This window comes from Veillonella sp. (genome assembly GCF_018364065.1).
Lineage (GTDB): Bacteria > Bacillota > Negativicutes > Veillonellales > Veillonellaceae > Veillonella_A.
Genome location: NZ_JAGZMO010000001.1, coordinates 93,463 through 119,278, shown reverse-complemented (window position 1 = coordinate 119,278; position 25,816 = coordinate 93,463). Strand labels below are relative to the sequence as shown.

The window sequence follows — 25,816 nt, the reverse complement described above, 5'->3', positions numbered from 1 at the left end:
AACATACCTCAGTTTATTAACTTACCTCAGCTTATTAACTTACCACTGTCTATTATTTTACATCAGCCCAGTTGGTGGCGCTGTGCACGTCTACAATCAAAGGCACTTTTAAAGTGACTACACTATCCATGATAGTTTCCAACAACTCTTTAACAGTTGCTTCTTCGTCTTTCACTACTTCGATTACCAATTCATCGTGTACCTGTAATAATAAACGAGATTTCAATTTTTTATCGGCCAACGCCTGTGCCACCTGGTTCATGGCGAGCTTGATAATATCGGCTGCCGTGCCCTGAATCGGCGTATTCATAGCTGTTCGTTCCGCAAAGGAGCGACGGTTAAAGTTGCGGCTGTTAATGTCCGGTAATGTACGGACACGGCCGAACATAGTGCGCACTGCGCCCGTTTCGTGAGCCAATGCCACCATATTATCCATATATTCTTTAACTTTCGGATAACGACTGAAGTACAGTTCGATGTATTCCTTCGCAGCCTGGCGGGTAATCCCCAAATCGCGGGACAGACCAAAGTCACTGATGCCGTAAATAATACCGAAGTTTACCGCTTTCGCATGAGAACGTTCCAACGGTGTTACATCTTCTAATTCCTTGCCCAATACTTCCGCCGCTGTAAAACGGTGAATATCTTCGCCGTCCATGAAGGCTTTAATAAGGGCCGGATCTTCAGACAAGTGTGCCAAGATGCGCAACTCAATCTGCGAGTAGTCGGCGCTCATGAGCATATCGTAGCTTTGCCCCGGTAAGAACAAGGCACGAATTTCACGGCCTTTTTCTGTACGCACCGGAATATTTTGTAAATTCGGATCAGAGCTGCTGAGACGTCCTGTGGCTGTCACCATCTGGTTAAATGTACTGTGAATACGATGTGTATCTCCATTGATGAGCGGTTTCAGTCCATCCAGATAGGTGGAAATTAATTTTACCACTGTGCGGTATGCTAAAATCTTTTCAATGATTGGATTTTCATCGCGCAGTAAATCCAATACTTCCGCATTCGTGGAATAACCGGTCTTTGTTTTCTTGATCACAGGAAGACCTAATTTATCAAAAAGAATTACGCCTAACTGTTTTGGTGAGTTAATATTAAATTCCTCGCCGGCCAAGTCGTAAATAGCCTGTTGCAACTCACGCGCTTCGCCGTCAAAGCGAGTTTTTGTTTCATCTAATTTTTCTGTATCAATGTAAATACCGTTCTTTTCCATAATAAGCAAAGTATTTACCAAGGACAGCTCAATATCTTTATATAAATCCCATACTTCCACTTCATGAAGGGCCTTCAATGCGGTCTCCTGCATCACCACATAGGCTTTTGCCGTACTGGCGAACTCGCGGCTGTCTCCGCCGGTGGATACATTGCCACCGTTAAAGCGTTCTAATAAATAAGTAAGTCCGTAATTAGTTCGTGTAGGATCACAGAGATACGCCATCAATGTTAAATCCCATACGCGCGGTTCACCTTGGTCATTGAAAAGTGCCAATTCGCCCGGTGCATCAGTGCCTAACACTTCAAGTAGTAACTTAACATCATTACTTACCACTTCGCGCGCTTCATTAGCCACACGAGCGGCCACGGAAGTCAGCAACGCACTGTCGCCCTGCACTTCGTAGACCTTTTCATCATTGGCTATAAAAAGAGAACCGATAGTGCGGAACGGATGAGCTCCTTCCGGAATTACGTGGATACCTACAAGTTTATCTTTATAATCAATAGCATCTGCAGACTGAACCTCTTCAATAGTAAATTCACCTGCGTTCGGATCATTGGCGAAGTCTGCGAATAAGGAATCGCTGTCTGCTGTGTTCACTTCATTCAATCCCATTGCTTTAATCAAACGCGGTGTTACACTGTGGAATCCGAGGCGGTCAAAGAGTGGTACGATTTCACTTTCATGGGCATGAGTCACGAAATCTTCCAATTTATATGGCAATTCCATATCCGTTTTAATCGTAGCCAAGGTTCTGGATAAATAAGCCAGCTCTTTATTATCAGCTAATTTTTCTTTTAACTTGCCCTTGATTTCATCAATATGTTCGTACACGCCTTCCAAGGTTTCATATTGAGTAAGCAACTTCAACGCCGTCTTTTCCCCAACCCCCGGTACGCCCGGAATATTATCGGAACTGTCACCCATGAGGGCTTTCATATCAATTACCATGTCAGGTCCATAGCCGTATTCATCGGCCATATTGGCTGGGGTCACTTCCAACATTTCGGAAATGCCTTTTTTCGTAATATATACAGTGCTGTAATTATCTACCAGCTGCAAGCTGTCGCGGTCACCGGTAATAATGTAAACAGCGGTATCATCATTCCCCATGGACTTGCTCAAAGAGCCGATAATGTCGTCCCCTTCAAAACCTTCTTCTTCAATTACGGAGATGCCCAAGGCTTCAAGCACTTCGCGAATCAATCCGAACTGAGGGCGCAAATCATCAGGCGCGTTCGGACGGTTTCCTTTATAATCGGAATATAACTCCGTACGGAATGTTTCCTTCCCTTTATCAAACGCTACCGCCACATAGTCAGGATGCAACTCATTATATAGCTTTACAAGCATGGTTAAAAAACCGTATACCGCATTTGTTGGTACACCCAATGCATTACTCAGCGGAGGCAACGCAAAAAATGCACGATACAGTAAACTGCTGCCATCTATAATCATAAGTTTTTTCATAAAGCACCTCACATAGGAAATAAGAATTTATTTTACTCTATTAATTCTATAATAAATCATTCATTTTAGAATTACATTAAATTAAAGTATCAATACACTTTATTATAACACAAAAAGTATTGTAGTAAGCTATTGCACAACAATGCTCACTATGCTATAATTATTCAGGTATATTATTGTAATCATAAGGAGGTGACTCAATTGCCAAATATTAAATCCAGTATTAGAAGCGTAAAAACCGACGCTGAACGTCGTGCGAAAAATTTTGCTGTGAAATCTCAGATTCGTACAGCTACCCGCAAAACGGTTGAAGCTGTTGAAGCAGGCGCAGTAGAAGATGCTAAACAAGCACTTGTTCAAGCTACTAGCGTAATTGATAAAGCGGCCTCCAAAGGCGTTCTTCATAAAAACACTGCAGCTCGTAAGAAATCCAACTTGGCTGCTAAAGTTAATGCTTTATAATTCCAAGCAAATAAAAAGCGTTGTAATCTAAGATTACAGCGCTTTTTTTATTTGCCCCACTACAAGTTCATCTTGTTTAAATCCTCAAAGATTCATTTTCTTTAACTCTTCCGCTCTCGGATTCAAGAAGTTTTCCACTGCTTCTTCGAAATCAATGCCGCTGCGTTCCGCCAGCACGGCCAGCCACCAAACACATTCGCCGATTTTGGAAGCCAGCATCTTTTCGTCTTCGCTTGGCCAGCGTCCTTCGTTCGACATAATATAACGCCCCACCAAACCGGCATCAGTTAAAAAGGCCAATGCATCTTCCTCGGTGGACCATTCCTTATTATGAATCTGACGTTCCAAAGCATGATATTTAACTCGAATATCCTCAGAAATTATCATTACTTCTTTTAAATCCATGCTATCAATCCTTTTGTTGTTTCAAATCACCGTGCATAATGCAGCGGAATAAATTGAGTGCCACAGCGGTCGGCTGACCGACTTCCAAAGCGGTAGTAGCCTGTCCGATAGCACGGCGGAACGTGCTGCTCACTTCTTCCGTAGCGGACTGTCCCACTGCGTCTAAATCCATATCCATAATATATTTAAACAATGCATGGACTTCGTCGCTGTCCATTCCCTGTTCTCTAGCTACTTCCGTCTGCTTTTTAGCCCAATCATAACGTGCCTTTTCGGCCGGATCTGTAGGCACAGATTTTTTTGCGTGAATGCAACTCATAACTTACCTCTTTTCTCTAACATAAAATATGAACTTCTCTAATATAAAATACGAACGCTAAACAGCCAGGGAGGCTGTTTTTATTTATTGTCTCTAATAACATTCATAAAGCTGGTACCCACTTCACCTTTAAGGCCAAAATATTCCAATATGGTCTGTCCCACATCAGCAAAGGTGTTGCGGTCGCCCAATTCCACAGCCTTGTCTAACCCTTTCCAATATCCTATTAAAGGTACTGTTTCACGAGTGTGATCGGTACCTCTCCACGTAGGGTCATTGCCATGGTCTGCTGTAATCAACAGCAAGTCTTCAGGTTGTAATAGATTTAAGAAGCCGCCCAGCTGATAGTCGAAGTCTTCCAGAGCCCGCTTATAACCGGCCACATCGCGACGATGTCCATATAAGCTGTCAAATTCCACAAGATTAACCATCATAAGGCCTTCTTTGAAATCTCCACCCAAGAGTCGGGCCGCCTCGTTCATACCATGTGAATTCGACTTGGTCGGATAGGATTCACTGATACCAACTTTTGCGTAAATATCTCCGATTTTACCTACACCGATTGTCTGCAAGCCCTTCTTTTGAAGGAGCTCCCAATACAATGTTTTTTCCGGCATACGGCTATAGTCGTGACGATTGGCGGTGCGTTTGAAATGACCCAATTCACCTACAAAGGGACGTGCAATAATACGGCCCACATAGTACTCGCCAATGCACACTTTATTACGGGTAATTTCACACATGCGGTATAAATCTTCTAAGGGAATTACATCTTCATGAGCGGCTATTTGAAATACGGAATCGGCAGATGTGTATATAATCGGCTTGCCTGTACGCAAATGTTCAGCCCCCAGCCGTTCAATGATTTCCGTACCTGACGCCACTTCATTACCAATGTAACCGTAACCGGTTTCAGCCGTAAAACGGTCCATCAGTTCCTTTGGAAAGCCATCGTAGAATGTAGGAAACGGCACATCCACCGGATGGCCCATTAATTCCCAGTGACCGCTGGTCGTATCTTTGCCGCGACTGATTTCTAAGAGGCGGCCAAACATCCCGGTTACAGGTTCTGTAGGCTCACTCTTTGTTAAATTCGCAATGCGTCCTAATCCCAGGTTCAATAAATTAGGACAGCGAAGTGCTTCGCCTACGGATTCAATATGACCTACCGTATCGGCTCCGTCATCATTAAATGCGGCTGCATCGGGCGCGCCGCCGATGCCCACACTGTCCATAACCAATACAATAATTCGTTTAAACATAATGCACAATCCTTTCACAGCAGAATTGTTAACTACCGATTATTTTAAATATGGCAAAGCTAAAGTAATGGCAGCCAATGTTTTGCTGTCTTTAATATTTTCCTTACCGATAGCTTCCAAGAGTTCAGGTAATGTAAAGAATTCTAATTCCACGTATTCATCAGGATCCCAGTTAGTATGACCTTTTTCCAAATCTTTGGCGAGGAAAATGTGAATCACTTCGTTACAGAATCCGGGACTGGTAGCAACAGCGCCTAAAGATTTCCAGGTCTTAGCTTTAAAACCTGTTTCTTCTTCCAATTCGCGTTTTGCACAAGTGAGCGGATCTTCACCGGCGTCCAATTTACCGGCCGGAATTTCCAATAAGCCCTGCTGTAAAGCGTAACGATATTGACGTTCCATAATGATACGATTCTGGTCGTCGATTACAATAATGGCGCTGGCACCCGGATGATGCACTACTTCGCGCCACGCTTCGCGGCCATTTACCATGGCTGTATCATAAGTGACCTTAATCAACTTCCCGTCAAACTTCATTTCCGATGTTTTAGTTATTTCTTCATGTAAACTCATGATGGCCTCCTATTGAACACAAACGCCCCTTACCTAATCAGTCCAGGCAAGGGGCGCTTTCTTTTACTTAGAACCGGTGCTGCCGATGCCGCCTACACGAATTCCGGTAGCATCATCATCACTGGCAATTAAATATTTAGAGAAAATGCCTTGCGCCACACGCTCACCTTTTTCAATGTGAACGGCCTCTTTGCCCATATTATAAAGGGCAATTAAAATGTGACCTTCATTTTCTTCATTGTTGTAATAGTCGCTGTCAATAATACCAGTACTATTGGCCAGCATTAATTGGCGTTTAACCGCCATGCTCGAACGAATGTGAATCGCCAAATATTCATCATAATTCATGAATGCTTTCAATCCGGTTGGAACTAATTTGATCTCACCCGGCTCGATAGTAGTATCTTCTGCACATTCAATATCATATCCGGCACTTTCAGTTGTCTTTCTTTTTGGCAAAGTTATATCGCAATCTTCATATTTCGATACAACTTCAAATCCGCGAATGTCCATTTAGCGACTCCTCTGTAATGAATTGATTATTTTAAGCAGTCCTTACGGGATAAGTTAATGCGACCTTGTTTGTCGATCTCAATAACTTTTACCATAATTTCATCGCCTACATTAACCACGTCTTCTACATTTTCAACGCGTTCTTTAGCGAGCTTGGAAATGTGTACCAAGCCTTCTTTACCAGGCAATACTTCTACGAAAGCGCCGAAGTTCATCAAGCGTGTTACACGACCCATGTAAACTTCGCCCACTTCTACTTCTTTCGTCAAGTTGGTAATAATTTCGATAGCGCGGTTAGCAGCGGATTCTTCCACAGCCGCGATAGAAACAGTACCGTCATCTTCGATGTCAATCTTAGCACCTGTTTCTTCGATGATGCCGCGAATAACTTTACCGCCTGTACCGATAACGTCACGGATTTTATCAGGGTCAATCTTCATAGTAATAATGCGTGGTGCCCATGGGGACATGTTGCCACGAGGGGCATCGATAACTTCAAGCATTTTGCTCATGATGTGCATACGGCCTTTGTGAGCTTGAGCCAATGCTTCTTCTAAAATCGCACGGGACAAACCGGAGATTTTAATATCCATCTGAATAGCGGTAACGCCTTTTGCAGTACCGGCTACTTTGAAGTCCATATCGCCCAACGCATCTTCCATACCTTGAATATCTGTTAAGATTGTGTAGTGTTCGCCCTGAGTTACTAGACCCATTGCAATACCTGCTACAGGGGCTTTAATAGGCACGCCTGCATCCATTAAGGACAAGGTACTGCCGCAAACGCTGGCCATGGAGCTGGAACCGTTGGATTCCAATACTTCGGATACAAGACGCATAGCGTATGGGAATTCTTCTTCAGTAGGAAGAACTGCCAATAAAGCGCGTTCAGCCAATGCACCATGACCGATTTCACGACGTCCCGGACCACGGGAAGAACGAGTTTCCCCTACGGAGTAGGATGGGAAATTGTAGTGGTGAATGTAACGTTTTTCAGTTTCAATACCGATGCCGTCGATTGTCTGTTTTTCAGAAAGCGGCGCCAAGGTACAAATGTTTAATACTTGAGTTTGACCACGTGTGAAAAGACCGGAACCATGTGTACGAGGTAAAATACCTACGCGTACGGAGATAGGGCGAACTTCATCAAGTTGACGGCCATCAGGACGAATCTTTTCTACCGTAATCATATGGCGAACAATTTCTTTCACCATTTTTTCTAATGTAAGGCTTACATCATCCAAGTTTTCAGGATAGATTTCTTCGAAATGTTCTAAAACTTCTTCAAATACAGCTGCCTGTTGTGCATCGCGCTGTTGTTTGTCAGCACAGCGAACAGCTTTATCCAATGCATCATGTGCGTACGCATGTACGGCAGCAGATACTTCATGATCGATTTCATGTACAGGGAATTCGCGTTTTTCTTTGCCCGCTTTAGCTACCATATCTTCCTGGAAAGCTACGATAGTTTTGATTTCTTCGTGAGCGCGCATAATAGCTTCCAACAATACTTCTTCAGCCACTTCCTGAGCGCCGCCTTCTACCATGAGGATAGCGTCTTTAGTGCCGGCTACAACGACGCTCAAGTCAGTTTCAGCCAACTGAGCCACTGTCGGGTTAATTACGAATTCACCATTTACACGGCCGATACGAACGCCTGCGATTGGGCCTGCCCAAGGAATATCGGACAATGCCAACGCTGCGGAAGCACCGATCATGCCGCAGATTTCAGGTGCGTTGTCCTGATCTACGGAAAGTACAGTTGCTACTACATGCACTTCATTACGGCAACCTTTATCAAATAACGGACGAATCGGACGATCGATTAAACGGCTGTGAAGAACAGCAGATTCCGGTGGCTTAGCTTCACGTTTAATGAATCCGCCCGGAATGCGACCTACGGAGTACATTTTTTCTTCGTAATCAACAGTGAGCGGGAAAAAGTCAATATCTTTGGCTTCCTTGGATGCAGTAGCAGTCACCAACACTACTGTATCACCATAACGAACTAAGGCAGAGCCACTCGCCTGTTTCGCAAGCTCTCCTGTTTCAATTGTTAATGTACGACCGGCCAGGTCCATTTGGAATTGTTCCATTCCGATTCCTCCTCTGAATCACTATGTCTCTATTTTTTTACATCTCTCTTATTGTAATAGATTCCCATAGAAAATGAAAGTCTTTTATCTATATTCTCATATAAAGTAAGGCTTTATAAGAAAAAAGCGGCCTAGGCCGCTTTTTCATATTACGTGTTAAATTATTTACGTAAGTTTAATTTTTCAAGAATTGCACGGTAACGTTCAATGTCTTTACGACGTAAGTAGTCAAGCATGTTACGACGTTGACCAACTAATTTTAAAAGACCACGACGGGAATGATGATCCTTTTTATGTTCTTTTAAATGCTCAGTTAAGTAGATGATACGATTAGTCAAAATCGCGATTTGAACTTCTGGAGATCCAGTGTCACCTTCATGAGTAGCAAATTCTTTGATGATAGCTAATTTAGCTTCTGTAGTCAACATATGTATGTCCTCCTATGTAAAAAAAAACTCGTCAAGCCAAAGTAAACGTTGGAGATTCGAATACTTCGCTTGCGTCACGTGCGTAAGCACCTATAAAAGTATACTATATCAGGCATTCCTTGTAAAGCGGAATTCTAAATTTCTTTGATTGGCCTAACCACCCGGTCTTAAGTCACCCGATCTAAAGTCAACCGGAATAAAGTCAACCGGTATAAAGCCATATGGCCTAATACTAATTAACCTAATGCCATGCGGTCACTCACTGTATCGCCCGCCACTTCGAAGCGTTCCAGCAAGTCTTTTACAGTAAGTTTTGCCTTCTCTTCTCCACGAACGTCGAAAATAATGCGTCCGTTGTTCATCATAATCAAGCGGTTGCCGTAACGAAGGGCATCACGCATGTTGTGGGTAATCATCAAGGTGGTCAGATTATATTCCTGAACCAATTTATCGGTTAAGCTCAACACATTGGCTGCCGTCTTAGGGTCAAGGGCCGCTGTATGTTCGTCCAACAGTAACAATTCAGGTCTCAGCATGGTAGCCATCAACAATGTAATGGACTGACGCTGACCGCCGCTCAATAAGCCCATACGTGCTGATAAACGGTCCTCAAGGCCAAGGCCTAATAGAGAAAGACGTTCTCTGAACAGTTCACGCTCTTCCGGTACGAAGGCCCATTTGAGGCCCATTTTCTTGCCGCGGCGCAATGCGAGAAGCAAGTTCTCTTCAATCTGCATATTCCCTGCTGTACCGAGCATCGGGTCCTGGAATACGCGGCCGATAAAAGCGGCACGTTTGTATTCAGGCATTTTTGTAATGTCTGTATCGTTAATCTTAATTGTACCTGCATCAACCGGGAAGACACCGGCAATGGAGTTCAACAAGGTACTTTTACCGGCACCGTTGCCGCCGATAACGGTTGCAAAATCGCCGGATTCCAAACGAAGATCTACGCCATGAAGGGCTGTTTTTTCATTGACCGTACCTTTGAAAAATGTTTTTACTAAACCTTTAACTTCTAACATAACCGGCCCTCCTTAACGACTCTGCCATTTAGCTTTCAATGTAGGCAATGCCAAAGCAATGGCTACGAGAATGGCTGTGAATAATTTTAAATCGTTTGGCGGCATACCTAAGTAAAGCACCACTGCAATTACGATGCGGTATACTACGGAGCCGAGTACTACGGCCAGTAAATTGCGCACGAAGGAACTGGTACCGAAGAGCACTTCCCCGATAATTACGGAGGCCAGGCCGATTACGATGGTACCTACGCCCATGCCTACGTCTGCATAGCCGTTACCTTGCGCCACGAAGGCACCTGCAGTGGCTACGAAGGCATTGGATAAAGCAAGACCGATAAGAATCATCGTATCTGTGTTAACGCCCTGAGCGCGAATCATTTGCTGATTAATACCGGTCGCACGAATGGCGGCGCCGATTTCAGTACCGAAGAACCAGAACAGGAATAAACAGGCCAAGAAAGCCCCTATAAGCCCCACAATCGTTAAGGCCCAAGTGCTGCGCATATTGAGCACTTCCAAGTAGGTATATACTGTATCCATGCGGAGCAAAGACACATTGGCTTTGCCCATAACATGTAAGTTAATCGAATATAAGGCAATCATCGTTAAAATCCCTGCCAAGAGAGCCGGAATCTTTAACTTTGTATGTACCAAACCGGTTACAATCCCTGCTACGGCACCGCCGATGGCGGCTACAAGAATAGATACTAACGGATTAACACCCGCTACGATTAAGGTAACGGAAATGGCCGCTCCCAAAGGGAAACTGCCTTCAACCGTCAAATCCGCAATATCCAGCACGCGGAATGTGATAAAAACACCGATGGCCAGTAATGACCACAAAAGGCCTTGACCCAAGGTGGAAATAATCAAATTTTCCATAACTTCCTCCAACTATAGGTAACCATTCATCAAGATGATTACCTCCGAAATAAATAGACTATAAAAAGAAAAGGACCGAAGCCCTTTTCTTAATGTTTATTTATTTGCCTCTTTCAATACAGATTCAGGAATTGTAATTCCCAAGTTTTTAGCTACTTCTTCGTTTACAACGAGCTTGAAGTTTGTCTGACTTTCAATCGGCATATCTCCTACTTTAGCTTCACCGGAGAGGATCTTTGCCCCCATCACACCGGCTTGGAAGCCTAACTGGTAGTAGTCTACCGAGTAAGTAGCTAAACCGCCTGCTTTAATAAGATTGTCTTCACCAGGGAAAACAGGAATCTTTGCCGCGTCGGTAATTTTAACCAGATTTGGCATCGAGGAGGCTACAATGTTGTCAGTCGGTACATAAATAGCCTGTACCCCTTGGGATACGAGATTTTGCGCCGCCTGCTGTACATCGTTTACATTAGAAACGGTCGCTTCCACAACTTCAATACCTTTTTCTTTTGCATGTGCTTTCATGCGTTCAGCCTGAAGCTGTGAGTTAATTTCGTTCGTACTGTATAAAATACCTACTTTTTTAGCATTAGGTAAAATTGTTGCAATTAAATCAACTTGTTTTTCTACCGGGTTCATATCGGTGGTACCACTTACATTGCCACCCGGTTTTTCATTGCTCTGAACTAATTTTGCAGATACATAGTCCGTAATGGCTGTACCTAAAATCGGAATGTCACGAGTGGCATTGGCCATAGCCTGTGCCGCCGGTGTTGCAATCGCCAACACCAAGTCATCCTGTTCCGATACGAAACGTTGTGCAATACTGTTCAAATTGGACTGATCACCTTGTGCATTCTGCTGATCAATCTTTACATTGTCCTTAAATCCTTTGGACGCCAAGCCGTCTACAAAGCCCTTATTGGCTGCATCTAAGGCCGGATGCTCAACCAATTGAACAACCCCTACCTTATACGTCTTGCCGGATCCGGAAGTTCCGGAATCACTGCCACAACCGGCCAACAGGCCAACTACCATCATTGCTGCCACTGCAGCTACTACACGCTTTTTCCACATACTGAAAAGCTCCCTTCTACCATTCTACAATTATCCATCTACACGGGATAGTTTAAACTATTATATCTTGTTTTTAAAGACATTTCAATAGTTAATTACTTCAAAAATCCGTTACGTCGTAACGCTTCGTCCCACTCCGCTTCTTTAAAGCCTACCAATACGGTATCAGGCAGAATCAGAATCGGACGCTTTACGAGCATACCGTTTGTGGCCAATAGAGCCAATTTTTCCGACTCACTTAACGTCGGTAATTTATCTTTGATATTTTCACTGCGGTATACTTGGCCGGATGTATTGAAAAACGCCTTTACTTCTTTACCGCTCTTCGGCAGCCAGGCACCGAGTTCTTCAGCAGTCGGATTTTCTTCCTTAATATTGCGTTCTTCAAACGCGATGTTGTGCTCGGTTAAATACTTCTTCGCACGCTTACATGTAGAACACGTAGGATATTCAATAAATAACATCAGTCCAACCGCTCCTTTCGCAGTACTTCCGCATTTTCTTCTGTAAATCCGTTCGCCGCCAAAATGTAGGATTCTAAATTGCCCCGTTCAAAGGCCATCTTCATCACCGGCGTTTCAAAAGGATCCAGTTGTACCGACATGAGCACTTCACCGGTTTTATAATAACCGACAATGGCTTCGCCCAATTCAGCATCAATCGTTTCCCTCTTAACGGCCTTACAGTAACGCTCCATTACAATTGTGGCCTCCCGGGCGCAAAGCTCCCGGTCAGCCATATAGTCTTTTACCTGTGCTTCGTCAATATCGTAAATATCGACCTTTACAGTTTTTGGTGTCTTCGAATTCATAATAATTACACTAAGTCTTCGCCTTTAGTTTTTAAGAACGCTTCGTAACATTTCTTCGCTTCGTAAATGTCCGCTTTGCTTGTTACTTCCCAAGGGGCATGCATGCTCAATACGGCAACGCCGCAGTCGATTACGTTCATACCATAAAGAGCCATAATGTAAGCGATAGTTCCGCCACCGCCCAAGTCAACACGGCCTAATTCAGCTGTCTGGAACGCTACCTTATTGTCGTCCATCACACGGCGGATGAAGCCCATGTACTCAGCATTAGCATCGTTGGAGCCGGATTTACCGCGAGCGCCGGTAAACTTGTTGAATACAACGCCTTTACCAAGGAAGGCAGCGTTTTTCTTTTCGAAAGCGGAGGCATATAAAGGATCATAACCTGCACTTACGTCAGAGGACAACATGCGGCTACGTTCCAAGGTGCGACGTACCGCCAATGGGGATGTATGGCCTGCACTTTCCAATAATTCGGCTACGATGTTTTCGAACCAGCGGGACTGCATGCCTGTAGCACCTACAGAACCGATTTCTTCTTTATCGACTAAGAGCGTACAAGTTGTACGTTCTACATTGTCCACTTCGAGCATAGCCGCCAAGGAAGTGTATGCACATACGCGGTCATCCTGGCCGTATGCAATAATCATGCTGCGGTCAAAACCCATTTCGCGGGCTTTGCCGGCAGGTACGATTTCAAGTTCAGCGGACAATAAATCTTCTTCCGAGAAATTGTATTCTTTTTCGAAAATCTGTTGCAAGAATTGAGTTACGCCTTCTTTCAATTCCCCTTTTACAGGACGGCTGCCGATGAGAAGGTCAAGGTTTTCACCTTCAATCACTTTAGCCGCTTTCTTTTCCATTTGTTCCTGACCTAAATGAGGTAACAAATCAGTTACACAGAATACAGGATCAGTATCTTTTTCACCGATGGAAATAGGCACTACGGTACCGTCTTTCTTAACAACTACGCCGTGTAAAGCCAATGGCATAGCAACCCATTGGTACTTCTTAATACCGCCGTAATAGTGAGTGTCGAAGAAAGCCAAATTTTCACTTTCGTAAAATGGATTCTGTTTAACATCAAGACGTGGCGAGTCGATGTGAGCCCCTAAAATATTGAGGCCCTGCTCCAAATCTTCATTGCCGATGTTAAAGAGAGCAATAATTTTCTTCATATGTACTGCATATACTTTATCGCCCGCTTTAATTGGATTGCCGGATTTCAATACGTCCTGCAAGTTTTTATAACCGCGAAGCTCAGCCTGACGAATTGTTTCATCAATACATTCGCGTTCAGTTTTACCTGTATCAAGGAAGTTCATATATTCCTTGCTCAAAGTTTCAATTGCCTGTAAATCGGCATCGCTATATTCATGCCATGCATATTTGCGTTCCATAGTACACCATCCTTTATTTTTTATCTTCTTGTAATGCTTTTTTCGCCGCTTCTGCCGCAGCCGCCACTTCCGCCGCTCGTTGTCGTTTGCCCAATCGCTTCAAGTACGCTTCTTCTTTCTTGCGATTCAATTCGGTACGCTCTTCATAGAGACGGTGAAGTTTAGGTGGCGCCATAGTAACACTTTTCGTTACATAGAAGCGCAGTAAACCGCCCTTTTTCATATGCTTCCCAATGCGCCAATGAACGGCAAAGTCGCCGTGTATCTTACATTTGCCTAAGGCTAAAAACTTATCGCCGGACAAACGTTGAATGCGCTGTAATTTCATCCGCTCCTGGCAAAGAGGACAATAGGCTCTATTGACACGGCGGTCATGGAATACCTGCTTTTTATCGATGAAATTCTCATAAATAAAGAAACTCAGGTCATCCGGGAAATAAGCCGGCGCATAGACATTTTCAATAATCGACTCATACTCTTCCATGCCTTTACGAAGCGGTATGGCCTTGCAGACACGGCCGGTAAAGATTGAATCATGCAATGCATTGTGAGCCGTAAGCTCATCGCGGGACAAGCCCAACTCCTCCATGGCGCGCGTTAACGCCACCTGCTGCAGATTATTATGCATCAAGTATGCGTAAATAAGCTGTGCATCGTACCACGGATGAGTTAACTTCGCATGAATTCCGTGAAGCTTCAAGTTTTCACGAAGCATGACGATATCGTCGGACCCCCACGTCAAGAGAATCGCATCGGAGCCGCACCATCGGTCAAACTGTCTGTATGCATCAGGGAAATGTAAACCTCCTGCCGATAAATCATCCGTTGTGATATGCGTCAATTCCTCTACATGCTTGTGCATCTTCGTTAAGTATTGCGGTTTTACCAAAATATTAAAGGTATCTACCAGTTCCATCTCTTCGTCCAGCTTAATGGCGCCGATCTGAATGATTTCACCGGACATAGGCAAGCCTGTACGTTTCATAAAGCTAATATCATTGGCAAAGGGCTGGTTCCACTCTAAATCAAAAATTACATAGTCCATCATAATGCCTCATTGCATCTTTCTGACAGAAGTGTTTTTGCCGCTTCGATAACTTGCTCTTTTGTAATGACACTAACGCCTTTATAATTACCTTCTTTAATAATCTTCTTCATGCTCTTGCCCACTTCGTAATTTTCCATGGATTCCAGCACGATACAATTCTTCGTATATGGTCCGTAAAACTTAGGGTTGGAAGGTCCATATAATGCAACCAGCGGAACATGCTGACTTACAGCCACATGCATAGGGCCGGAGTCATTAGTAATGAACAAGTTACAATGACTGATGGCCGCCGCCAGCTCACCTAAACTGAACTGACCTGTCGCCACAATCGGTTCGCACTCCATGTGTTTTACCACGTCATCAACCATTTCCTTATCCATCGGGCCGCCAAAAAATACGACTTTATATCCTTTGTGACAGAAAAAGTCGGCCACTTCCGCAAAGCGTTCTTTAGGCCATCGTTTTTCCGGCACCGCACTGCCCACATTGAAGCCGATGACAATATCTACATCGGACACGCCGTGCGCATGATAAAAGTCATATACAGTTTTATCCCATTCAGGGCATGTATAAATTTCAAGCCCTTTATTGGACGTGTCGGTCACACCAAGCTGCTCCAACACATTGATGTACATATCCGCCGCATGACGGCCTGTACGATCCAAGCGAGTATATTTTGACATAAACGGTCTAAAAAGAAAATGACTCATCCCCGTAGTAAAGGTACCGCCGATTTGAGATGCCAAAAAACTGGTGCGTTCGTTGGGATGCAAATTAATCACAATATCCACGGGACCTACGGTTTTCGAAATGGACTTGCCAATACGGCGAAGTGCGCCGATGCTGTTGTCCCGTCCCTTTTTATCCACCGTAATAATCGTGTCGATATTCGGATTATATTGCATTACTTCTTTTAATTTTTCGTCCATTACATAGGTAATGTGACTATGTGGTGCGGCCTTTCGCAATACATGTAAAAAAGGAGTTGTTAAAATAACATCTCCCAAATGCATCAGAAAGGTTACCACAATATGTTTATGATCAAAATCCATAGGATTACTCCTTATTTACTATACGTTGCATTTCATTCCACACAACGTCCACTGTGATTTGATCCATACATAAAGGATCGTCAATCAAAGGCTCCTGCACAGTAGCCCGTGAAGTAGGCGATTTAATAATGTGCACATGCTCACCGCCATAGGGACCGGTACGATCCGGAGATGTCGGTCCAAACAATGCTATGAGAGGCACTTTCAGAGCATTTGCAATGTGCAATGGCCCTGTATCGGCACTGATGTACAATTGGCTGTGGCCAATCAGTTCTATCAGTTCCAGCAAATTGGTTGCGCCAATCATGTTGATGACCTTATTGTCCGGTGCATCTTCTTTGATAGCCTGCCCCTTTTCACTGTCTGACGGAGCGCCGATGAGCACTACGTAATATCCTTCTTCACTTAACCGACGGCACAAGGAACCATATTTGTCCATAGGCCATTCTTTAACTGACCAGCGCGCACCCGGTGCCACCACAATGTACGGCTGACCTTCAGGTAATCCCTGTTCGGCCAACTTCTGTGCCACCTGAGACGCAGCCTGTTCGGAGCGTTTTATAGGAAATTCAACGCTGTCCACACGGCCGCCTAAGGCGCGAACCGTATCGAGATAACGTTCAATTACATGTCCATATTGATTCGGTCCTACCAGCGCTTTATTTACTAAGCGACTTCCTTCGCGCAATTCCCAATAGCCGTACTTTTCAGGGGCACCGCTTAAAAATGCCACCAATGCACTTTTAGCCAAACATTGTAAATCCAAGCACATGTCAAAGTGACGGTAATGTAAATTGCGGCGCAATTGGATCAGATAGGACAACGATTTTAACTTTTTCTTGTCAATATAAATAACTTCATCAATCCACGGAGATTTGGGAAGCACCGCACTGAATTGCTCATGCACGGCCCAGGTAATCTTCGCGTTTGGCCAATTCTTACGAATGGCGTACAAGGTCGGCAAGGCATGAATTACATCGCCTAAAGAACTCATTTTAATGATTAATATATTCTTATAGTCCTTCACGTAATGTACCTCCCGATTACTTTTCTAATTGTATGTTCTCTTTTGTTTGTGTTTCTGCTTGTTTTTCTATTTGCGCTTCTGTTTGTGTTTCTGTTTTTATATCAGACTGTGTTGCTGACTGATTCTGTTTCCCCTCGCGCTCTTTCAATATGGATTGCATGAACGGAAGCAAATCATCACCTTCAAATAAATAGCCGTCAATACCGGCGTTATGAGCCGCCTCCACATCAGACGGTTTGTCGCCGATAAGGAAGCTGGCCGATCGGTCTACGGCATACTCTTCCATTGCTTTTAAAATCATGCCCGGCTTCGGCTTGCGGCAATCACAAGCCTTTGTGTAAGCCGGAACAGTGCCTTTTTCATGATGAGGGCAATAATAAAACTGTAAAATAGGAGCGCCCTTGGCAGCCAAGGCATCACCCATGTACGCATGGAGTTTCTTCACATCGTCTTCCGTGTAATAGCCCCGTGCCACACCGCTCTGATTCGTTACCACAATGAGCTCGTAACCGGATTTTACAGCCAGGGCCAGCGCCTCTGCCGCACCGGGCATAAAGGTTAAATCTTCAATGCGATATAAATAATTTACGTCTACATTTATGACCCCGTCGCGGTCTAAAAATATAACCTTTTTCACCTGGTACCATCCTCATCAAATAGAAACAATAATTAACGTACGTAGCCGTCGTTGTTGTCTAATAACTCACAGTATTCAGCCACTGCATCTTCTAAATTAGTAAAACCTTTGTCATAGCCTACGCTGAGAAGCTTTGTAGTATCCGCTTCTGTAAAGCTCTGGTATTTACCTTTTAACACTTCAGGGAACGGAATGTAGCGCAAGTTACCGGAGCCGTTGTAAGCAATAACAGCCTTCATGAAGCGGTTAAAGCTCTTTGCTTCGCCTGTACCGCAATTGAAAATACCGCTGATTTCAGTGTGTTCCCAGAAGAAGAAGTTAACATTTACCACGTCGTTTACATAAATAAAGTCGCGCTCCTGTTCACCGTCGCCATAACCGTCAGTACCTTCAAACAAGGTAATTTCGCCGGTTTCACGAAGTTTGTAGAACATTTGGCGCACTAAGGATGCCATGTTGCCCTTGTGGTTTTCGTTCGGCCCGAATACGTTGAAATAACGAAGACCTACTACCTGTGACTGCAAATGTTTTTCAAAGCGACGTAAATAACGGTCAAAGAACAGTTTGGAGTATGCATATGGATTCAATGCTTCTTCGCAAGCCGGATCTTCTCTAAAACCTTTATTGCCATGTCCATAGGTGGATGCAGAGGACGCGTAGATAAATGGCACGCGGCGTTCCTGGCAGTAATGGAATAAGTTTTTCGTACCTTCGAAGTTATTCTTCATCATGTAGCGGCCGTCGTAGTTCATAGTATCTGCGCAAGCACCTTCATGGAATACAACTTCGATAGGACCTACATCAAATACATTTTCCGCTACAGCAACGTCAAAGTCTTCGCAATCGATGTAATCGTAGTAATCCAACATCTGCAAGTTTTTAATCTTATTGCCGTCTGTTAAATCATCAACGATTAAAATATCATTACGACCGCGGTTATTTAACTGCTTAACAATATTACTTCCAATAAAACCGGCACCGCCAGTAACGATAATCATATTAACCCCTCCTGTACTAAGGCTTTAATCTTCTCAATAATACCTGTTGTGGAATATCCCTTTTTAAAAGGAAGAATGACAACTTTATCTACAAACTCGCCACCGATTACGTCTTCCACCTTGTAATCGCCGCCCTTAACTAAAATGTTTGGGCGCAATTGGCTGAGCAATTCGCTCGGTGTATCTTCTTCGAAAATCACTACACCGTCAACAAAGCCTAAGGAGCGCATCAAATCAGCGCGGGACTCTTCATTATTAATTGGTCGTGCCGCACCTTTTAAACGCTTCGTAGACGCATCGGAATTTAACCCAACAATTAAGTGGTCTCCCAATTTTGCAGCGTCACGCAAGTAAGAAATATGGCCGCTGTGCAAGATGTCGAAGCATCCGTTAGTAAACACCACGGTAGCCCCTTCGTTCTGCCACTGACGCACTTTCTGTGCCATGTCGGCCGCTGTATAGGTGGTCACATCCGGCTCAGCTGTGTTCGCACGGCGTGTGCGGATTGTTTGCCACAATTCCAGTAACTCTTCACGATGAATCGGATATGTACCGATTTTAGACACAACAATACCGGCCGCCGCATTGGCCACATGAAGGGCTGCACGCACAGTCAGGCCCGCCGCCATCGTTGTTAAAATCATTGCTACTACTGTATCACCGGCACCACTCACATCGAAGACTTCCTGCTGTGTAGCCGGATTATGCCAAACCTTGCCGGTTTTGCTTACCACCGTAATGCCTTTGGCAGAGCGGGTAGCTACCACGTATTCGAATGGAATACGTGCCAATGTTTCTTCCGCTGCTTCTACAATCGCTTCATCCGTATTAGGCAATTCGCGACCCACACATTCGCCCAATTCTTTAACATTCGGTGTAATAAATGTGGCACCTGCATATTTACTCCAGTCGGAACCTTTCGGATCCACAATGGTTTTAATATGGTTAGCCTGCGCAAAATCCAATACTTTCTTCAATAAAGTCGGTGTGCATACACCTTTGCCGTAGTCGGAGATAACAATACCGTCTAAGCCTTCTTTATTGATCGTATCAAGCCAGTTAAGGAAGAATACTTCATCGTCCTCACCAATTGCTTTCGGCTCTTCGAAGTCGAGGCGCATCATTTGTTGACGGCCGCCGATAATACGCATTTTAGTCGTCGTTTGACGGGATTTGTCAAAGCGAACGCCGTCCTGATTAATCTTGTCGGCCTCCAGCATTTTGCTCAACATTTCCCCATGAGCGTCATCACCGGCTACACCGCCAAGAAATACATGACAGTCAAGGCCGGCCAAATTGGCAGCCACGTTAGCGGCACCACCCAGCACTTCTTTAACTTTTTCAACACGGTTTACCGGCACCGGTGCTTCCGGAGAAATACGGCCTACTTCGCCAAACACATAGCGGTCCACCATAATATCGCCAATAACAGCGATGCGAAGCTCCGGCAACTTTTGGAGTAAATAATCGTTAATAGTTTTACTGATCATAATTAAATATTAATACCCTTCTTCGATAAGTTCGCAAAGTACGTGACCGATTAAAATGTGCATTTCCTGAATGCGCGCCGTCACCTTGGATGGCACCGCCATTGTAATATCGCAGAGTTCGCGCATTTTACCGCCACCTTCGCCGGTGAATGCGATTGTATGAAGCCCCATTGTTCTGGCCACTTCCACCGCTTTCACCACATTGGCGCTATTGCCGGATGTGGAAATGCCGATTAAAACGTCTCCTACACGGCCTAAACCGGCTACCTGGCGGGCAAATACTTCATCATAGCCATAATCATTGGCTACAGCCGTTAAAATCGACGTATCTGTAGTCAATGCGATAGATGGTAAAGATACACGTTCTTTCTGAAAACGGCCGATCAATTCCGCCGCTAAATGCTGTGCATCTGCTGCAGAACCGCCATTACCGCAAAATAGGACTTTATTGCCATTAGCCAGGGCAATCTGACACCGTTCAGCAATTTCCTGAATGATGTCCATCTTTTCCATGGTCTTGGCAAACACATCCAAATGATCTTGAAAGCGTGCTGCAATCAAAGGATTAATCGTAGTTTGTGAACTCATAAGATAGTTACTCCTGATTGTTTTAATTAGTTAGTATATAGAACCTGCATTACAGCCAAATGTATAAAATTATCTGCTCTGCATTAGTTCAGAATATAACGGGATACCCGTTCTGTGTTAGCTCAGAATATCTCGGAATACCCGTTCTGTATTAGCTCAGAATGTCTTGGGATACCCGTTCTATATTAGTTCAGTATGTCTCGGAACACTCGTTCTGCATTGGTACGGAACAGTTTTTCCAAATCCCCTTCACTGAGGCCCGCCTTTTGGAATGCGTCATAGAGGCGTGGCATATCGGCTGCATCCTCAATTTCCGTTTTCGGATTAATGCCGTCAAAGTCAGTGCCCAATGCGACTACATCGGCACCGCCTTTATCATAAATATAAAGACCATGGCGCACAATATTTTCAATACTGCTTACCTTGTCTTCGCTTAAAAATGTGTTGGCAAAGTTAAGACCGATGATGCCACCTTTATTGGCAATGAGTTTAATTTCTTCATCAGTCAGATTGCGACGATGATTTGTTAAGGTCCGTGCATTGGAATGAGACGCAATGAACGGCTTCTTCAAAATTTCGCCCAACTGGAATGTACCGGTATCGTTAAGGTGGGAACAGTCCACAACCATGCCCAGCTCTTCCATAAGTTCCACGAACTCAATGCCTGTTTCAGTTAAGCCCTTGCCTTCATGGGCTTCTCCTTGCGGAAAAGACAGACCGTTCGGAAAGTTCCAGCTGATAGTAATGAGGCGCACACCGTCTTCATAGGCTTTCCGCAATTTATTCAAATCGCCACCGAAAACGCCGCCTTCTTCAACGGATAACAACGCACTCAAAATACTATTCGCCTTATTCGTTTCATAGTCGGCATAGGTGCGAACCATTTTAATATGGTCACTGTACTTTTCCATTTCTCTCATGAAAAGTTGACGCATTGCTTCATAACGCGCATAGGGATCCTTTTCTTGATCCAACTCAACGAATAAAGCAAAATCCTGCATCGTATAGCCACCCTTTTTCAGGCGCTGAATATCAATTTTCCAGGGATTTTCCCAAAGGTCACCGCTATCTGGATGATCGATGAGCTGCATAATCGTATCACAATGAAGATCTATCATTTTTCTACCTCATGTTTATCATTCTTCCGCAAATCTTCCAGTACGGCTACGAAGGCCTGTACATCATCAAAATTGCGGTATACAGAGGCGAAGCGAACATAGGCCACTTCGTCAATATCTTTTAACTCGGCCAACACTAAATCGCCGATTTCAGAGGACTTAATCTCCTGTTTGGCGCGGTTGCGGATGGCATCTTCTACATTTTTTACTACATTTTCCAATACTTCCCTTGGAATGTTTCGCTTATTACAGGACCGAAGCAAACCGTTCAATAATTTTCCACGGTCAAACATCTCATAATTGCCCCGTGATTTAATAACCATGATTGGCACATCTTCAATCACTTCGTAGGTAGTAAAACGACGACCGCAGGATAAACACTCCCGGCGGCGTCGAATGCTGTTGCCATCATCAGTGGCCCGCGAATCGGTCACCTTATTTTCTGTATGTTTACAATAAGGACATCTCATGAGAACACCTCAATTCCTTTAGTACGATTATTTTTTCAAATAGTTCTTGGCGCCTTCAGCAATCGCTTCAATATAGGCATCCAACATTTCGTAACGCTTGCGATACATATTGCGCTTATGCGTCTTCATTTCATCATAGGTCTTGCGCTCTTCTTCGAGCGGAATTCGGAAGAATCGAGCGTCTTCCGGACATACGGTACCGCCTAACTCTTCCCAGAACGGATCGAATTTAACCTTCTTGGAGCGATTGAGGCGAATTAAATGGCTGTTTGTGTAAAAGCCTTCGTCCGATACGGCATACATGGATGTAATGCCCATCTGTTTTACCAATTCGCGCATCATAAAGAACACGAAGTTTTTAGGACGGTATCCGTGCATTTTCTTCGTAATCTTCTTCGCTGCATCAAGGCCGTCTTTGTAGCCCTGAATCGTGCCAACCCAAATACATGGCTCACCATTAAAGCCATAGCCTAAACGGAAGTTAATGTGATACAGACCGGTATCTCCGATGCGGAAAAACAAGCTTAAAAAGCCTTCCTTACGTTGCCCTGTATCGAACCAAACTTCACCGTGTAAATCTAATTCCTCATCTTCAAGTACAGTAATTGCCGAAGCTCTGTTATCGTCATACATATGCTTAATTGCATCAGCCGTAAAATACTGTGGCAACAAATTGAAATGGTCTTTCAATGCCTGTAAACGCTGCGCAGCCGTAGAGTTCTTATATAAAAACACGCGGTTAATAACTTCGTGAATACCTTCGTGCCGTTTAAGCAAATTCGGTAAATATTCATACGTATGAAAAAAGTTTTTCAAGCCTTCGACCTGCTTACGATTTTTATAAGAGCGGCCGACAAACAGTGTGATTCTGCGTTTCTGGCGCCAGTTGGAATGGCCATAAATCCGCTTGCCTAATAACCACTGTCTTTTTCCATAAGAAAACATAAAAGCAAAACTCCTAACTATTTTTATTACTTCAATAATTCTTCAATCAGCCCTTACTTAAAAAAGGGTTTCTTATATATTTTAACACGAAATTAAGAAAATAACTATCAACTAAGCCTGTCCGATTTCATGCAATTAAGGATTCACCGTGAGCACAAATTCCCCCAATATAAACTCTGTTACTACAAAATCGGGTAAATATAAACTTCAGTAAATATAAATTCCGGTAAATATAAATTCCGGTAGATATAAATCCCGTAAATACAAAACTGCTCTTGCGAACAACACCTCAATGTCTATTAAGGTACGTGCACACAAGAGCAGCTCGTATTATTCATTTTCGATTAATTTCTTTTCATCTTCAATAATAGATGCAATTGTTATACTGCGTAATTTATCTTCCAAAGCCTGTTGAATTTCAACCAACCGTTCATCCAGCACGTCGTGAATATGACGACCGATCGGACAATTTGGTTCCGGATTTTCGTGGAAGTTAAATAACTGCCCATTATCCAGCGATTCTACAGCATTGAAAATATCCAGCAATGTAATTTCTGTAGGGCACTTGGCAATCTTAATGCCCGAACTCCCCTGACGGGAGTAAATAAGCCCCTTCGCTTTTAACATTAAAACAATGTTGCGAATGATTACAGGATTTACGTTAATACTGGATGCTAAAAACTTGCTCGTCACCTTATGCTCTTCTTCAGAAATAGCAATGGCCACGAAAATGTGTATAGCAATCGTAAAACGACTTGAAATCTGCAATGAATGTCACCTCCTCAGGTTCTACTCTGTACTACCTGTTTTAATATGTACAAGGTGAATTCAATGGGCGAATACTTAATCCACATAGAAAACTCGGTTATCCAAACGTGCCGCCGCTGTGGGAGCCACATCAGCATAACCTACCACACAAATGGCAATTCCTTCGTAAGAGCCTTCAATGGATTGATCCTTTAAGAACTGCTTCCATTCATCTCGTTCAAATGTTTCTTTCGCACGATTAATCCAGCATGAGCCAAGTCCCAATGAATGCGCGGACAACATCAGATTTTCCATAGCCAAACTGCCGTCCTGTACATGAGTAGGACGTTCAGTATTTGCCAAAACAACGATGGCTACAGGTGCACCGTAAAACGGATCAGTATCGGTTCCCATTATTTCAGCATTCACTGCGGACAACTTGCCAATAATTTCCTTATTGGTAATGGTCACGAAAATAACCGGCTGTTTGCCCATGCCCGAAGGCGCGTACAAACCGGCTTCAATAATCTGATCGATTAACTCTTTCGAAACTGCATCCGGCTTAAACTTACGAATACTACGACGACTCTTTATAGCTTCCAATACGGCATTAGAATTGCTCATAGTCATACCTTCTTTTCTTATTAAAACATTAGTTTTAAACATTCACATATCGTTGAAGGCTGTAAAAACAACCTTCCTATGTATATTATAAGTTGAAATGTCAATTATTACAAGATGGGCGGGGATTAAAATTTCTTAAACTCACCACTGGGCTTCCCTATCTCTTACTGACAGCTTACAGTACTTGTCTTTACTCTCAACTTACTACGTTAATCTTTACTTACAACTTTCGGTGCTTATTTGTACTTATTGCTTGTTACGCTTATCTTATACTTATTGTTTGCTGCGTTTATTTTTACGGTATTGTTTAATCCCCAATGCAACAGCAAATACAAAGAGGATACATACGATCTTAATCGTCAATTCAAAGCCTGCAATGTGAGGTGTCAACAAATTATCTTCCACGATCATTTCACCGGCTACCCAGCCTAAAAGACCGCCGCCGAGCCAAAGAATAATCGGATATCTGTCAATAATTTTAGCAAACATGGCAGAACCGAATATAAGAAGTGGTACAGTTACCAACATGCCGACGATAACGAACTCCAAATGTCCGCCGGCTGCAGCGACTACGCCCAATACATTGTCGATACTCATCATGGCATCGGCCATAATAATCGTTATAATAGCGCCACGAAGAGAATCTTTACTTTCAATATCTGCGTCTTCTTCATCGCCTTTTAAAAGCTGAATGGAAATCCAAAGCAACACCAGACCGCCAATCAAATGAAGAGCCGGAATTAATGCCAAGGCCTCCATTAAAATTGTGGCAAATATAAAGCGCAGTGCAATAGCACCGAATGTGCCCCATAAAATCGCCTTTTTCTGTAGTTCAGGCTTAAGTTTACTTACGGCCATCCCGATGACCACCGCATTGTCGCCGGCAAGTAAAATATCAACCACAATAATCTTACCGATAGCCAGCCACGTTGCTAACTCTAAAAATTCCATTACATAGCATCTCCTTCATTACAATAGTTACTGACTATTATATACCATTTACACTTAAATTAAAAAGAAATGCATAAAATTCATGTCATATTTAAAATCGGTCGTACTATTAGACCGTTTATTATCTCCCTATTAAGTCGTATTATTAGACCGTTTATTATCTCCCCTATGAA

Annotated in this window: 27 protein-coding genes and 1 pseudogene; 1 reads left to right on the top strand and 27 read right to left on the bottom strand. The window is 43.6% G+C overall.

Annotated elements, in window-relative coordinates; translation table 11 throughout:
- Positions 1 to 52 precede the first annotated feature (52 nt).
- Positions 53 to 2,695, bottom strand: coding sequence for a DNA polymerase I (polA, locus tag KHZ77_RS00510; protein WP_295194592.1), 2,643 nt, complete (start codon positions 2,693 to 2,695; stop codon positions 53 to 55).
- Positions 2,696 to 2,896: 201 nt separating this feature from the next.
- Between polA and rpsT the strand changes: the two genes are divergently transcribed.
- Entirely contained in the window at positions 2,897 to 3,157 is a 261-nt protein-coding gene (rpsT, locus tag KHZ77_RS00505; protein WP_295194590.1) for a 30S ribosomal protein S20, read from the top strand.
- A gap of 84 nt (positions 3,158 to 3,241) precedes the next feature.
- On the opposite strand, the gene KHZ77_RS00500 is transcribed toward rpsT, so the two are convergent.
- The 26 genes and pseudogenes from KHZ77_RS00500 to KHZ77_RS00375 all read right to left on the bottom strand — a co-directional run bounded on the left by KHZ77_RS00500 (position 3,242) and on the right by KHZ77_RS00375 (position 25,643).
- On the bottom strand, positions 3,242 to 3,562 hold the full coding sequence (locus KHZ77_RS00500; protein ID WP_295194588.1) for a MazG-like protein: 321 nt from the start codon (positions 3,560 to 3,562) through the stop codon (positions 3,242 to 3,244).
- A 4-nt stretch (positions 3,563 to 3,566) separates the two neighbouring features.
- On the bottom strand, positions 3,567 to 3,881 hold the full coding sequence (locus KHZ77_RS00495) for a hypothetical protein (protein ID WP_295194585.1): 315 nt from the start codon (positions 3,879 to 3,881) through the stop codon (positions 3,567 to 3,569).
- A gap of 80 nt (positions 3,882 to 3,961) precedes the next feature.
- Positions 3,962 to 5,143, bottom strand: a complete 1,182-nt coding sequence (locus KHZ77_RS00490; protein WP_295194583.1) for a phosphopentomutase — start codon at positions 5,141 to 5,143, stop codon at positions 3,962 to 3,964.
- A gap of 39 nt (positions 5,144 to 5,182) precedes the next feature.
- Positions 5,183 to 5,716 carry an NUDIX hydrolase gene (locus KHZ77_RS00485; protein WP_295194581.1) on the bottom strand — a complete coding sequence of 178 codons (534 nt, stop codon included), beginning with the start codon at positions 5,714 to 5,716 and terminating at the stop codon, positions 5,183 to 5,185.
- A 63-nt stretch (positions 5,717 to 5,779) separates the two neighbouring features.
- The gene (dut, locus tag KHZ77_RS00480) at positions 5,780 to 6,229 is read right to left on the bottom strand and encodes a dUTP diphosphatase (protein ID WP_295194579.1); all 450 of its coding nucleotides are present in this window, start codon (positions 6,227 to 6,229) and stop codon (positions 5,780 to 5,782) included.
- A gap of 26 nt (positions 6,230 to 6,255) precedes the next feature.
- Positions 6,256 to 8,325 carry a polyribonucleotide nucleotidyltransferase gene (locus KHZ77_RS00475; RefSeq protein ID WP_295194577.1) on the bottom strand — a complete coding sequence of 690 codons (2,070 nt, stop codon included), beginning with the start codon at positions 8,323 to 8,325 and terminating at the stop codon, positions 6,256 to 6,258.
- 161 nt (positions 8,326 to 8,486) lie between these two features.
- On the bottom strand, positions 8,487 to 8,753 hold the full coding sequence (gene rpsO, locus KHZ77_RS00470; protein ID WP_295194574.1) for a 30S ribosomal protein S15: 267 nt from the start codon (positions 8,751 to 8,753) through the stop codon (positions 8,487 to 8,489).
- Positions 8,754 to 8,989: 236 nt separating this feature from the next.
- The gene (locus KHZ77_RS00465) at positions 8,990 to 9,778 is read right to left on the bottom strand and encodes an ABC transporter ATP-binding protein (protein WP_295194573.1); all 789 of its coding nucleotides are present in this window, start codon (positions 9,776 to 9,778) and stop codon (positions 8,990 to 8,992) included.
- Between the two features lie 12 nt (positions 9,779 to 9,790).
- Positions 9,791 to 10,660, bottom strand: coding sequence for an ABC transporter permease (locus tag KHZ77_RS00460; protein WP_295194571.1), 870 nt, complete (start codon positions 10,658 to 10,660; stop codon positions 9,791 to 9,793).
- 96 nt (positions 10,661 to 10,756) lie between these two features.
- Entirely contained in the window at positions 10,757 to 11,737 is a 981-nt protein-coding gene (locus KHZ77_RS00455) for an ABC transporter substrate-binding protein (protein WP_295194570.1), read from the bottom strand.
- Between the two features lie 95 nt (positions 11,738 to 11,832).
- Positions 11,833 to 12,201, bottom strand: coding sequence for an arsenate reductase family protein (locus KHZ77_RS00450; protein WP_295194569.1), 369 nt, complete (start codon positions 12,199 to 12,201; stop codon positions 11,833 to 11,835).
- Positions 12,201 to 12,548: a hypothetical protein gene (locus KHZ77_RS00445; RefSeq protein WP_295194568.1), complete on the bottom strand. Its 348-nt coding sequence runs from the start codon at positions 12,546 to 12,548 to the stop codon at positions 12,201 to 12,203. The genes KHZ77_RS00450 and KHZ77_RS00445 overlap by 1 nt, the downstream gene beginning before the upstream one ends.
- A 5-nt stretch (positions 12,549 to 12,553) precedes the next feature.
- Complete coding sequence (locus tag KHZ77_RS00440) at positions 12,554 to 13,948, bottom strand: aminopeptidase (RefSeq protein ID WP_295194567.1); 1,395 nt, start codon at positions 13,946 to 13,948, stop codon at positions 12,554 to 12,556.
- A 13-nt stretch (positions 13,949 to 13,961) separates the two neighbouring features.
- A complete protein-coding gene (locus KHZ77_RS00435; RefSeq protein ID WP_295194565.1) occupies positions 13,962 to 14,996 on the bottom strand; it encodes a 3'-5' exonuclease in 1,035 nt (344 codons plus the stop codon).
- Positions 14,993 to 16,048 carry a glycosyltransferase family 9 protein gene (locus tag KHZ77_RS00430; protein WP_295194564.1) on the bottom strand — a complete coding sequence of 352 codons (1,056 nt, stop codon included), beginning with the start codon at positions 16,046 to 16,048 and terminating at the stop codon, positions 14,993 to 14,995. The genes KHZ77_RS00435 and KHZ77_RS00430 overlap by 4 nt, the downstream gene beginning before the upstream one ends.
- A gap of 4 nt (positions 16,049 to 16,052) precedes the next feature.
- Positions 16,053 to 17,075: a lipopolysaccharide heptosyltransferase II gene (waaF, locus tag KHZ77_RS00425; RefSeq protein WP_295194562.1), complete on the bottom strand. Its 1,023-nt coding sequence runs from the start codon at positions 17,073 to 17,075 to the stop codon at positions 16,053 to 16,055.
- Positions 17,076 to 17,217: 142 nt separating this feature from the next.
- Positions 17,218 to 17,712: pseudogene (locus tag KHZ77_RS00420) on the bottom strand (HAD family hydrolase); the annotation flags it as partial.
- A gap of 32 nt (positions 17,713 to 17,744) precedes the next feature.
- The gene (gene rfaD, locus KHZ77_RS00415; RefSeq protein ID WP_295194559.1) at positions 17,745 to 18,710 is read right to left on the bottom strand and encodes an ADP-glyceromanno-heptose 6-epimerase; all 966 of its coding nucleotides are present in this window, start codon (positions 18,708 to 18,710) and stop codon (positions 17,745 to 17,747) included.
- Positions 18,707 to 20,200: a D-glycero-beta-D-manno-heptose-7-phosphate kinase gene (gene rfaE1 / locus KHZ77_RS00410; protein ID WP_295194557.1), complete on the bottom strand. Its 1,494-nt coding sequence runs from the start codon at positions 20,198 to 20,200 to the stop codon at positions 18,707 to 18,709. The genes rfaD and rfaE1 overlap by 4 nt, the downstream gene beginning before the upstream one ends.
- A 9-nt stretch (positions 20,201 to 20,209) precedes the next feature.
- Complete coding sequence (gene gmhA / locus KHZ77_RS00405) at positions 20,210 to 20,788, bottom strand: D-sedoheptulose 7-phosphate isomerase (RefSeq protein ID WP_295194555.1); 579 nt, start codon at positions 20,786 to 20,788, stop codon at positions 20,210 to 20,212.
- Between the two features lie 185 nt (positions 20,789 to 20,973).
- Positions 20,974 to 21,906: a dipeptidase gene (locus KHZ77_RS00400; protein ID WP_295194553.1), complete on the bottom strand. Its 933-nt coding sequence runs from the start codon at positions 21,904 to 21,906 to the stop codon at positions 20,974 to 20,976.
- Positions 21,903 to 22,376 (bottom strand): transcriptional regulator NrdR, encoded by a 474-nt coding sequence (nrdR, locus tag KHZ77_RS00395; RefSeq protein ID WP_295194550.1) that lies wholly within the window; start codon positions 22,374 to 22,376, stop codon positions 21,903 to 21,905. The genes KHZ77_RS00400 and nrdR overlap by 4 nt, the downstream gene beginning before the upstream one ends.
- Before the next feature lie 27 nt (positions 22,377 to 22,403).
- On the bottom strand, positions 22,404 to 23,321 hold the full coding sequence (locus tag KHZ77_RS00390; RefSeq protein WP_295194548.1) for a DUF535 family protein: 918 nt from the start codon (positions 23,319 to 23,321) through the stop codon (positions 22,404 to 22,406).
- Positions 23,322 to 23,651: 330 nt separating this feature from the next.
- On the bottom strand, positions 23,652 to 24,089 hold the full coding sequence (locus KHZ77_RS00385; protein WP_295194546.1) for an Rrf2 family transcriptional regulator: 438 nt from the start codon (positions 24,087 to 24,089) through the stop codon (positions 23,652 to 23,654).
- Between the two features lie 75 nt (positions 24,090 to 24,164).
- Positions 24,165 to 24,692: a nitroreductase gene (locus tag KHZ77_RS00380; protein WP_295194544.1), complete on the bottom strand. Its 528-nt coding sequence runs from the start codon at positions 24,690 to 24,692 to the stop codon at positions 24,165 to 24,167.
- 273 nt (positions 24,693 to 24,965) lie between these two features.
- Positions 24,966 to 25,643 (bottom strand): TerC family protein, encoded by a 678-nt coding sequence (locus KHZ77_RS00375; protein ID WP_295194542.1) that lies wholly within the window; start codon positions 25,641 to 25,643, stop codon positions 24,966 to 24,968.
- Positions 25,644 to 25,816: the final 173 nt, after the last annotated feature.

Coding starts and splice junctions, on each gene's coding strand:
- polA (WP_295194592.1), bottom strand. CDS start 2,695: ATGAAAAAACTTATGATTATAGATGGCAGCAGTTTACTGTATCGTGCA.
- KHZ77_RS00500 (WP_295194588.1), bottom strand. CDS start 3,562: ATGGATTTAAAAGAAGTAATGATAATTTCTGAGGATATTCGAGTTAAA.
- KHZ77_RS00495 (WP_295194585.1), bottom strand. CDS start 3,881: ATGAGTTGCATTCACGCAAAAAAATCTGTGCCTACAGATCCGGCCGAA.
- KHZ77_RS00490 (WP_295194583.1), bottom strand. CDS start 5,143: ATGTTTAAACGAATTATTGTATTGGTTATGGACAGTGTGGGCATCGGC.
- KHZ77_RS00485 (WP_295194581.1), bottom strand. CDS start 5,716: ATGAGTTTACATGAAGAAATAACTAAAACATCGGAAATGAAGTTTGAC.
- dut (WP_295194579.1), bottom strand. CDS start 6,229: ATGGACATTCGCGGATTTGAAGTTGTATCGAAATATGAAGATTGCGAT.
- KHZ77_RS00475 (WP_295194577.1), bottom strand. CDS start 8,325: ATGGAACAATTCCAAATGGACCTGGCCGGTCGTACATTAACAATTGAA.
- rpsO (WP_295194574.1), bottom strand. CDS start 8,753: ATGTTGACTACAGAAGCTAAATTAGCTATCATCAAAGAATTTGCTACT.
- KHZ77_RS00465 (WP_295194573.1), bottom strand. CDS start 9,778: ATGTTAGAAGTTAAAGGTTTAGTAAAAACATTTTTCAAAGGTACGGTC.
- KHZ77_RS00460 (WP_295194571.1), bottom strand. CDS start 10,660: ATGGAAAATTTGATTATTTCCACCTTGGGTCAAGGCCTTTTGTGGTCA.
- KHZ77_RS00455 (WP_295194570.1), bottom strand. CDS start 11,737: ATGTGGAAAAAGCGTGTAGTAGCTGCAGTGGCAGCAATGATGGTAGTT.
- KHZ77_RS00450 (WP_295194569.1), bottom strand. CDS start 12,201: ATGTTATTTATTGAATATCCTACGTGTTCTACATGTAAGCGTGCGAAG.
- KHZ77_RS00445 (WP_295194568.1), bottom strand. CDS start 12,548: ATGAATTCGAAGACACCAAAAACTGTAAAGGTCGATATTTACGATATT.
- KHZ77_RS00440 (WP_295194567.1), bottom strand. CDS start 13,948: ATGGAACGCAAATATGCATGGCATGAATATAGCGATGCCGATTTACAG.
- KHZ77_RS00435 (WP_295194565.1), bottom strand. CDS start 14,996: ATGATGGACTATGTAATTTTTGATTTAGAGTGGAACCAGCCCTTTGCC.
- KHZ77_RS00430 (WP_295194564.1), bottom strand. CDS start 16,048: ATGGATTTTGATCATAAACATATTGTGGTAACCTTTCTGATGCATTTG.
- rfaD (WP_295194559.1), bottom strand. CDS start 18,710: ATGATTATCGTTACTGGCGGTGCCGGTTTTATTGGAAGTAATATTGTT.
- rfaE1 (WP_295194557.1), bottom strand. CDS start 20,200: ATGATCAGTAAAACTATTAACGATTATTTACTCCAAAAGTTGCCGGAG.
- gmhA (WP_295194555.1), bottom strand. CDS start 20,788: ATGAGTTCACAAACTACGATTAATCCTTTGATTGCAGCACGCTTTCAA.
- KHZ77_RS00400 (WP_295194553.1), bottom strand. CDS start 21,906: ATGATAGATCTTCATTGTGATACGATTATGCAGCTCATCGATCATCCA.
- nrdR (WP_295194550.1), bottom strand. CDS start 22,376: ATGAGATGTCCTTATTGTAAACATACAGAAAATAAGGTGACCGATTCG.
- KHZ77_RS00390 (WP_295194548.1), bottom strand. CDS start 23,321: ATGTTTTCTTATGGAAAAAGACAGTGGTTATTAGGCAAGCGGATTTAT.
- KHZ77_RS00380 (WP_295194544.1), bottom strand. CDS start 24,692: ATGAGCAATTCTAATGCCGTATTGGAAGCTATAAAGAGTCGTCGTAGT.
- KHZ77_RS00375 (WP_295194542.1), bottom strand. CDS start 25,643: ATGGAATTTTTAGAGTTAGCAACGTGGCTGGCTATCGGTAAGATTATT.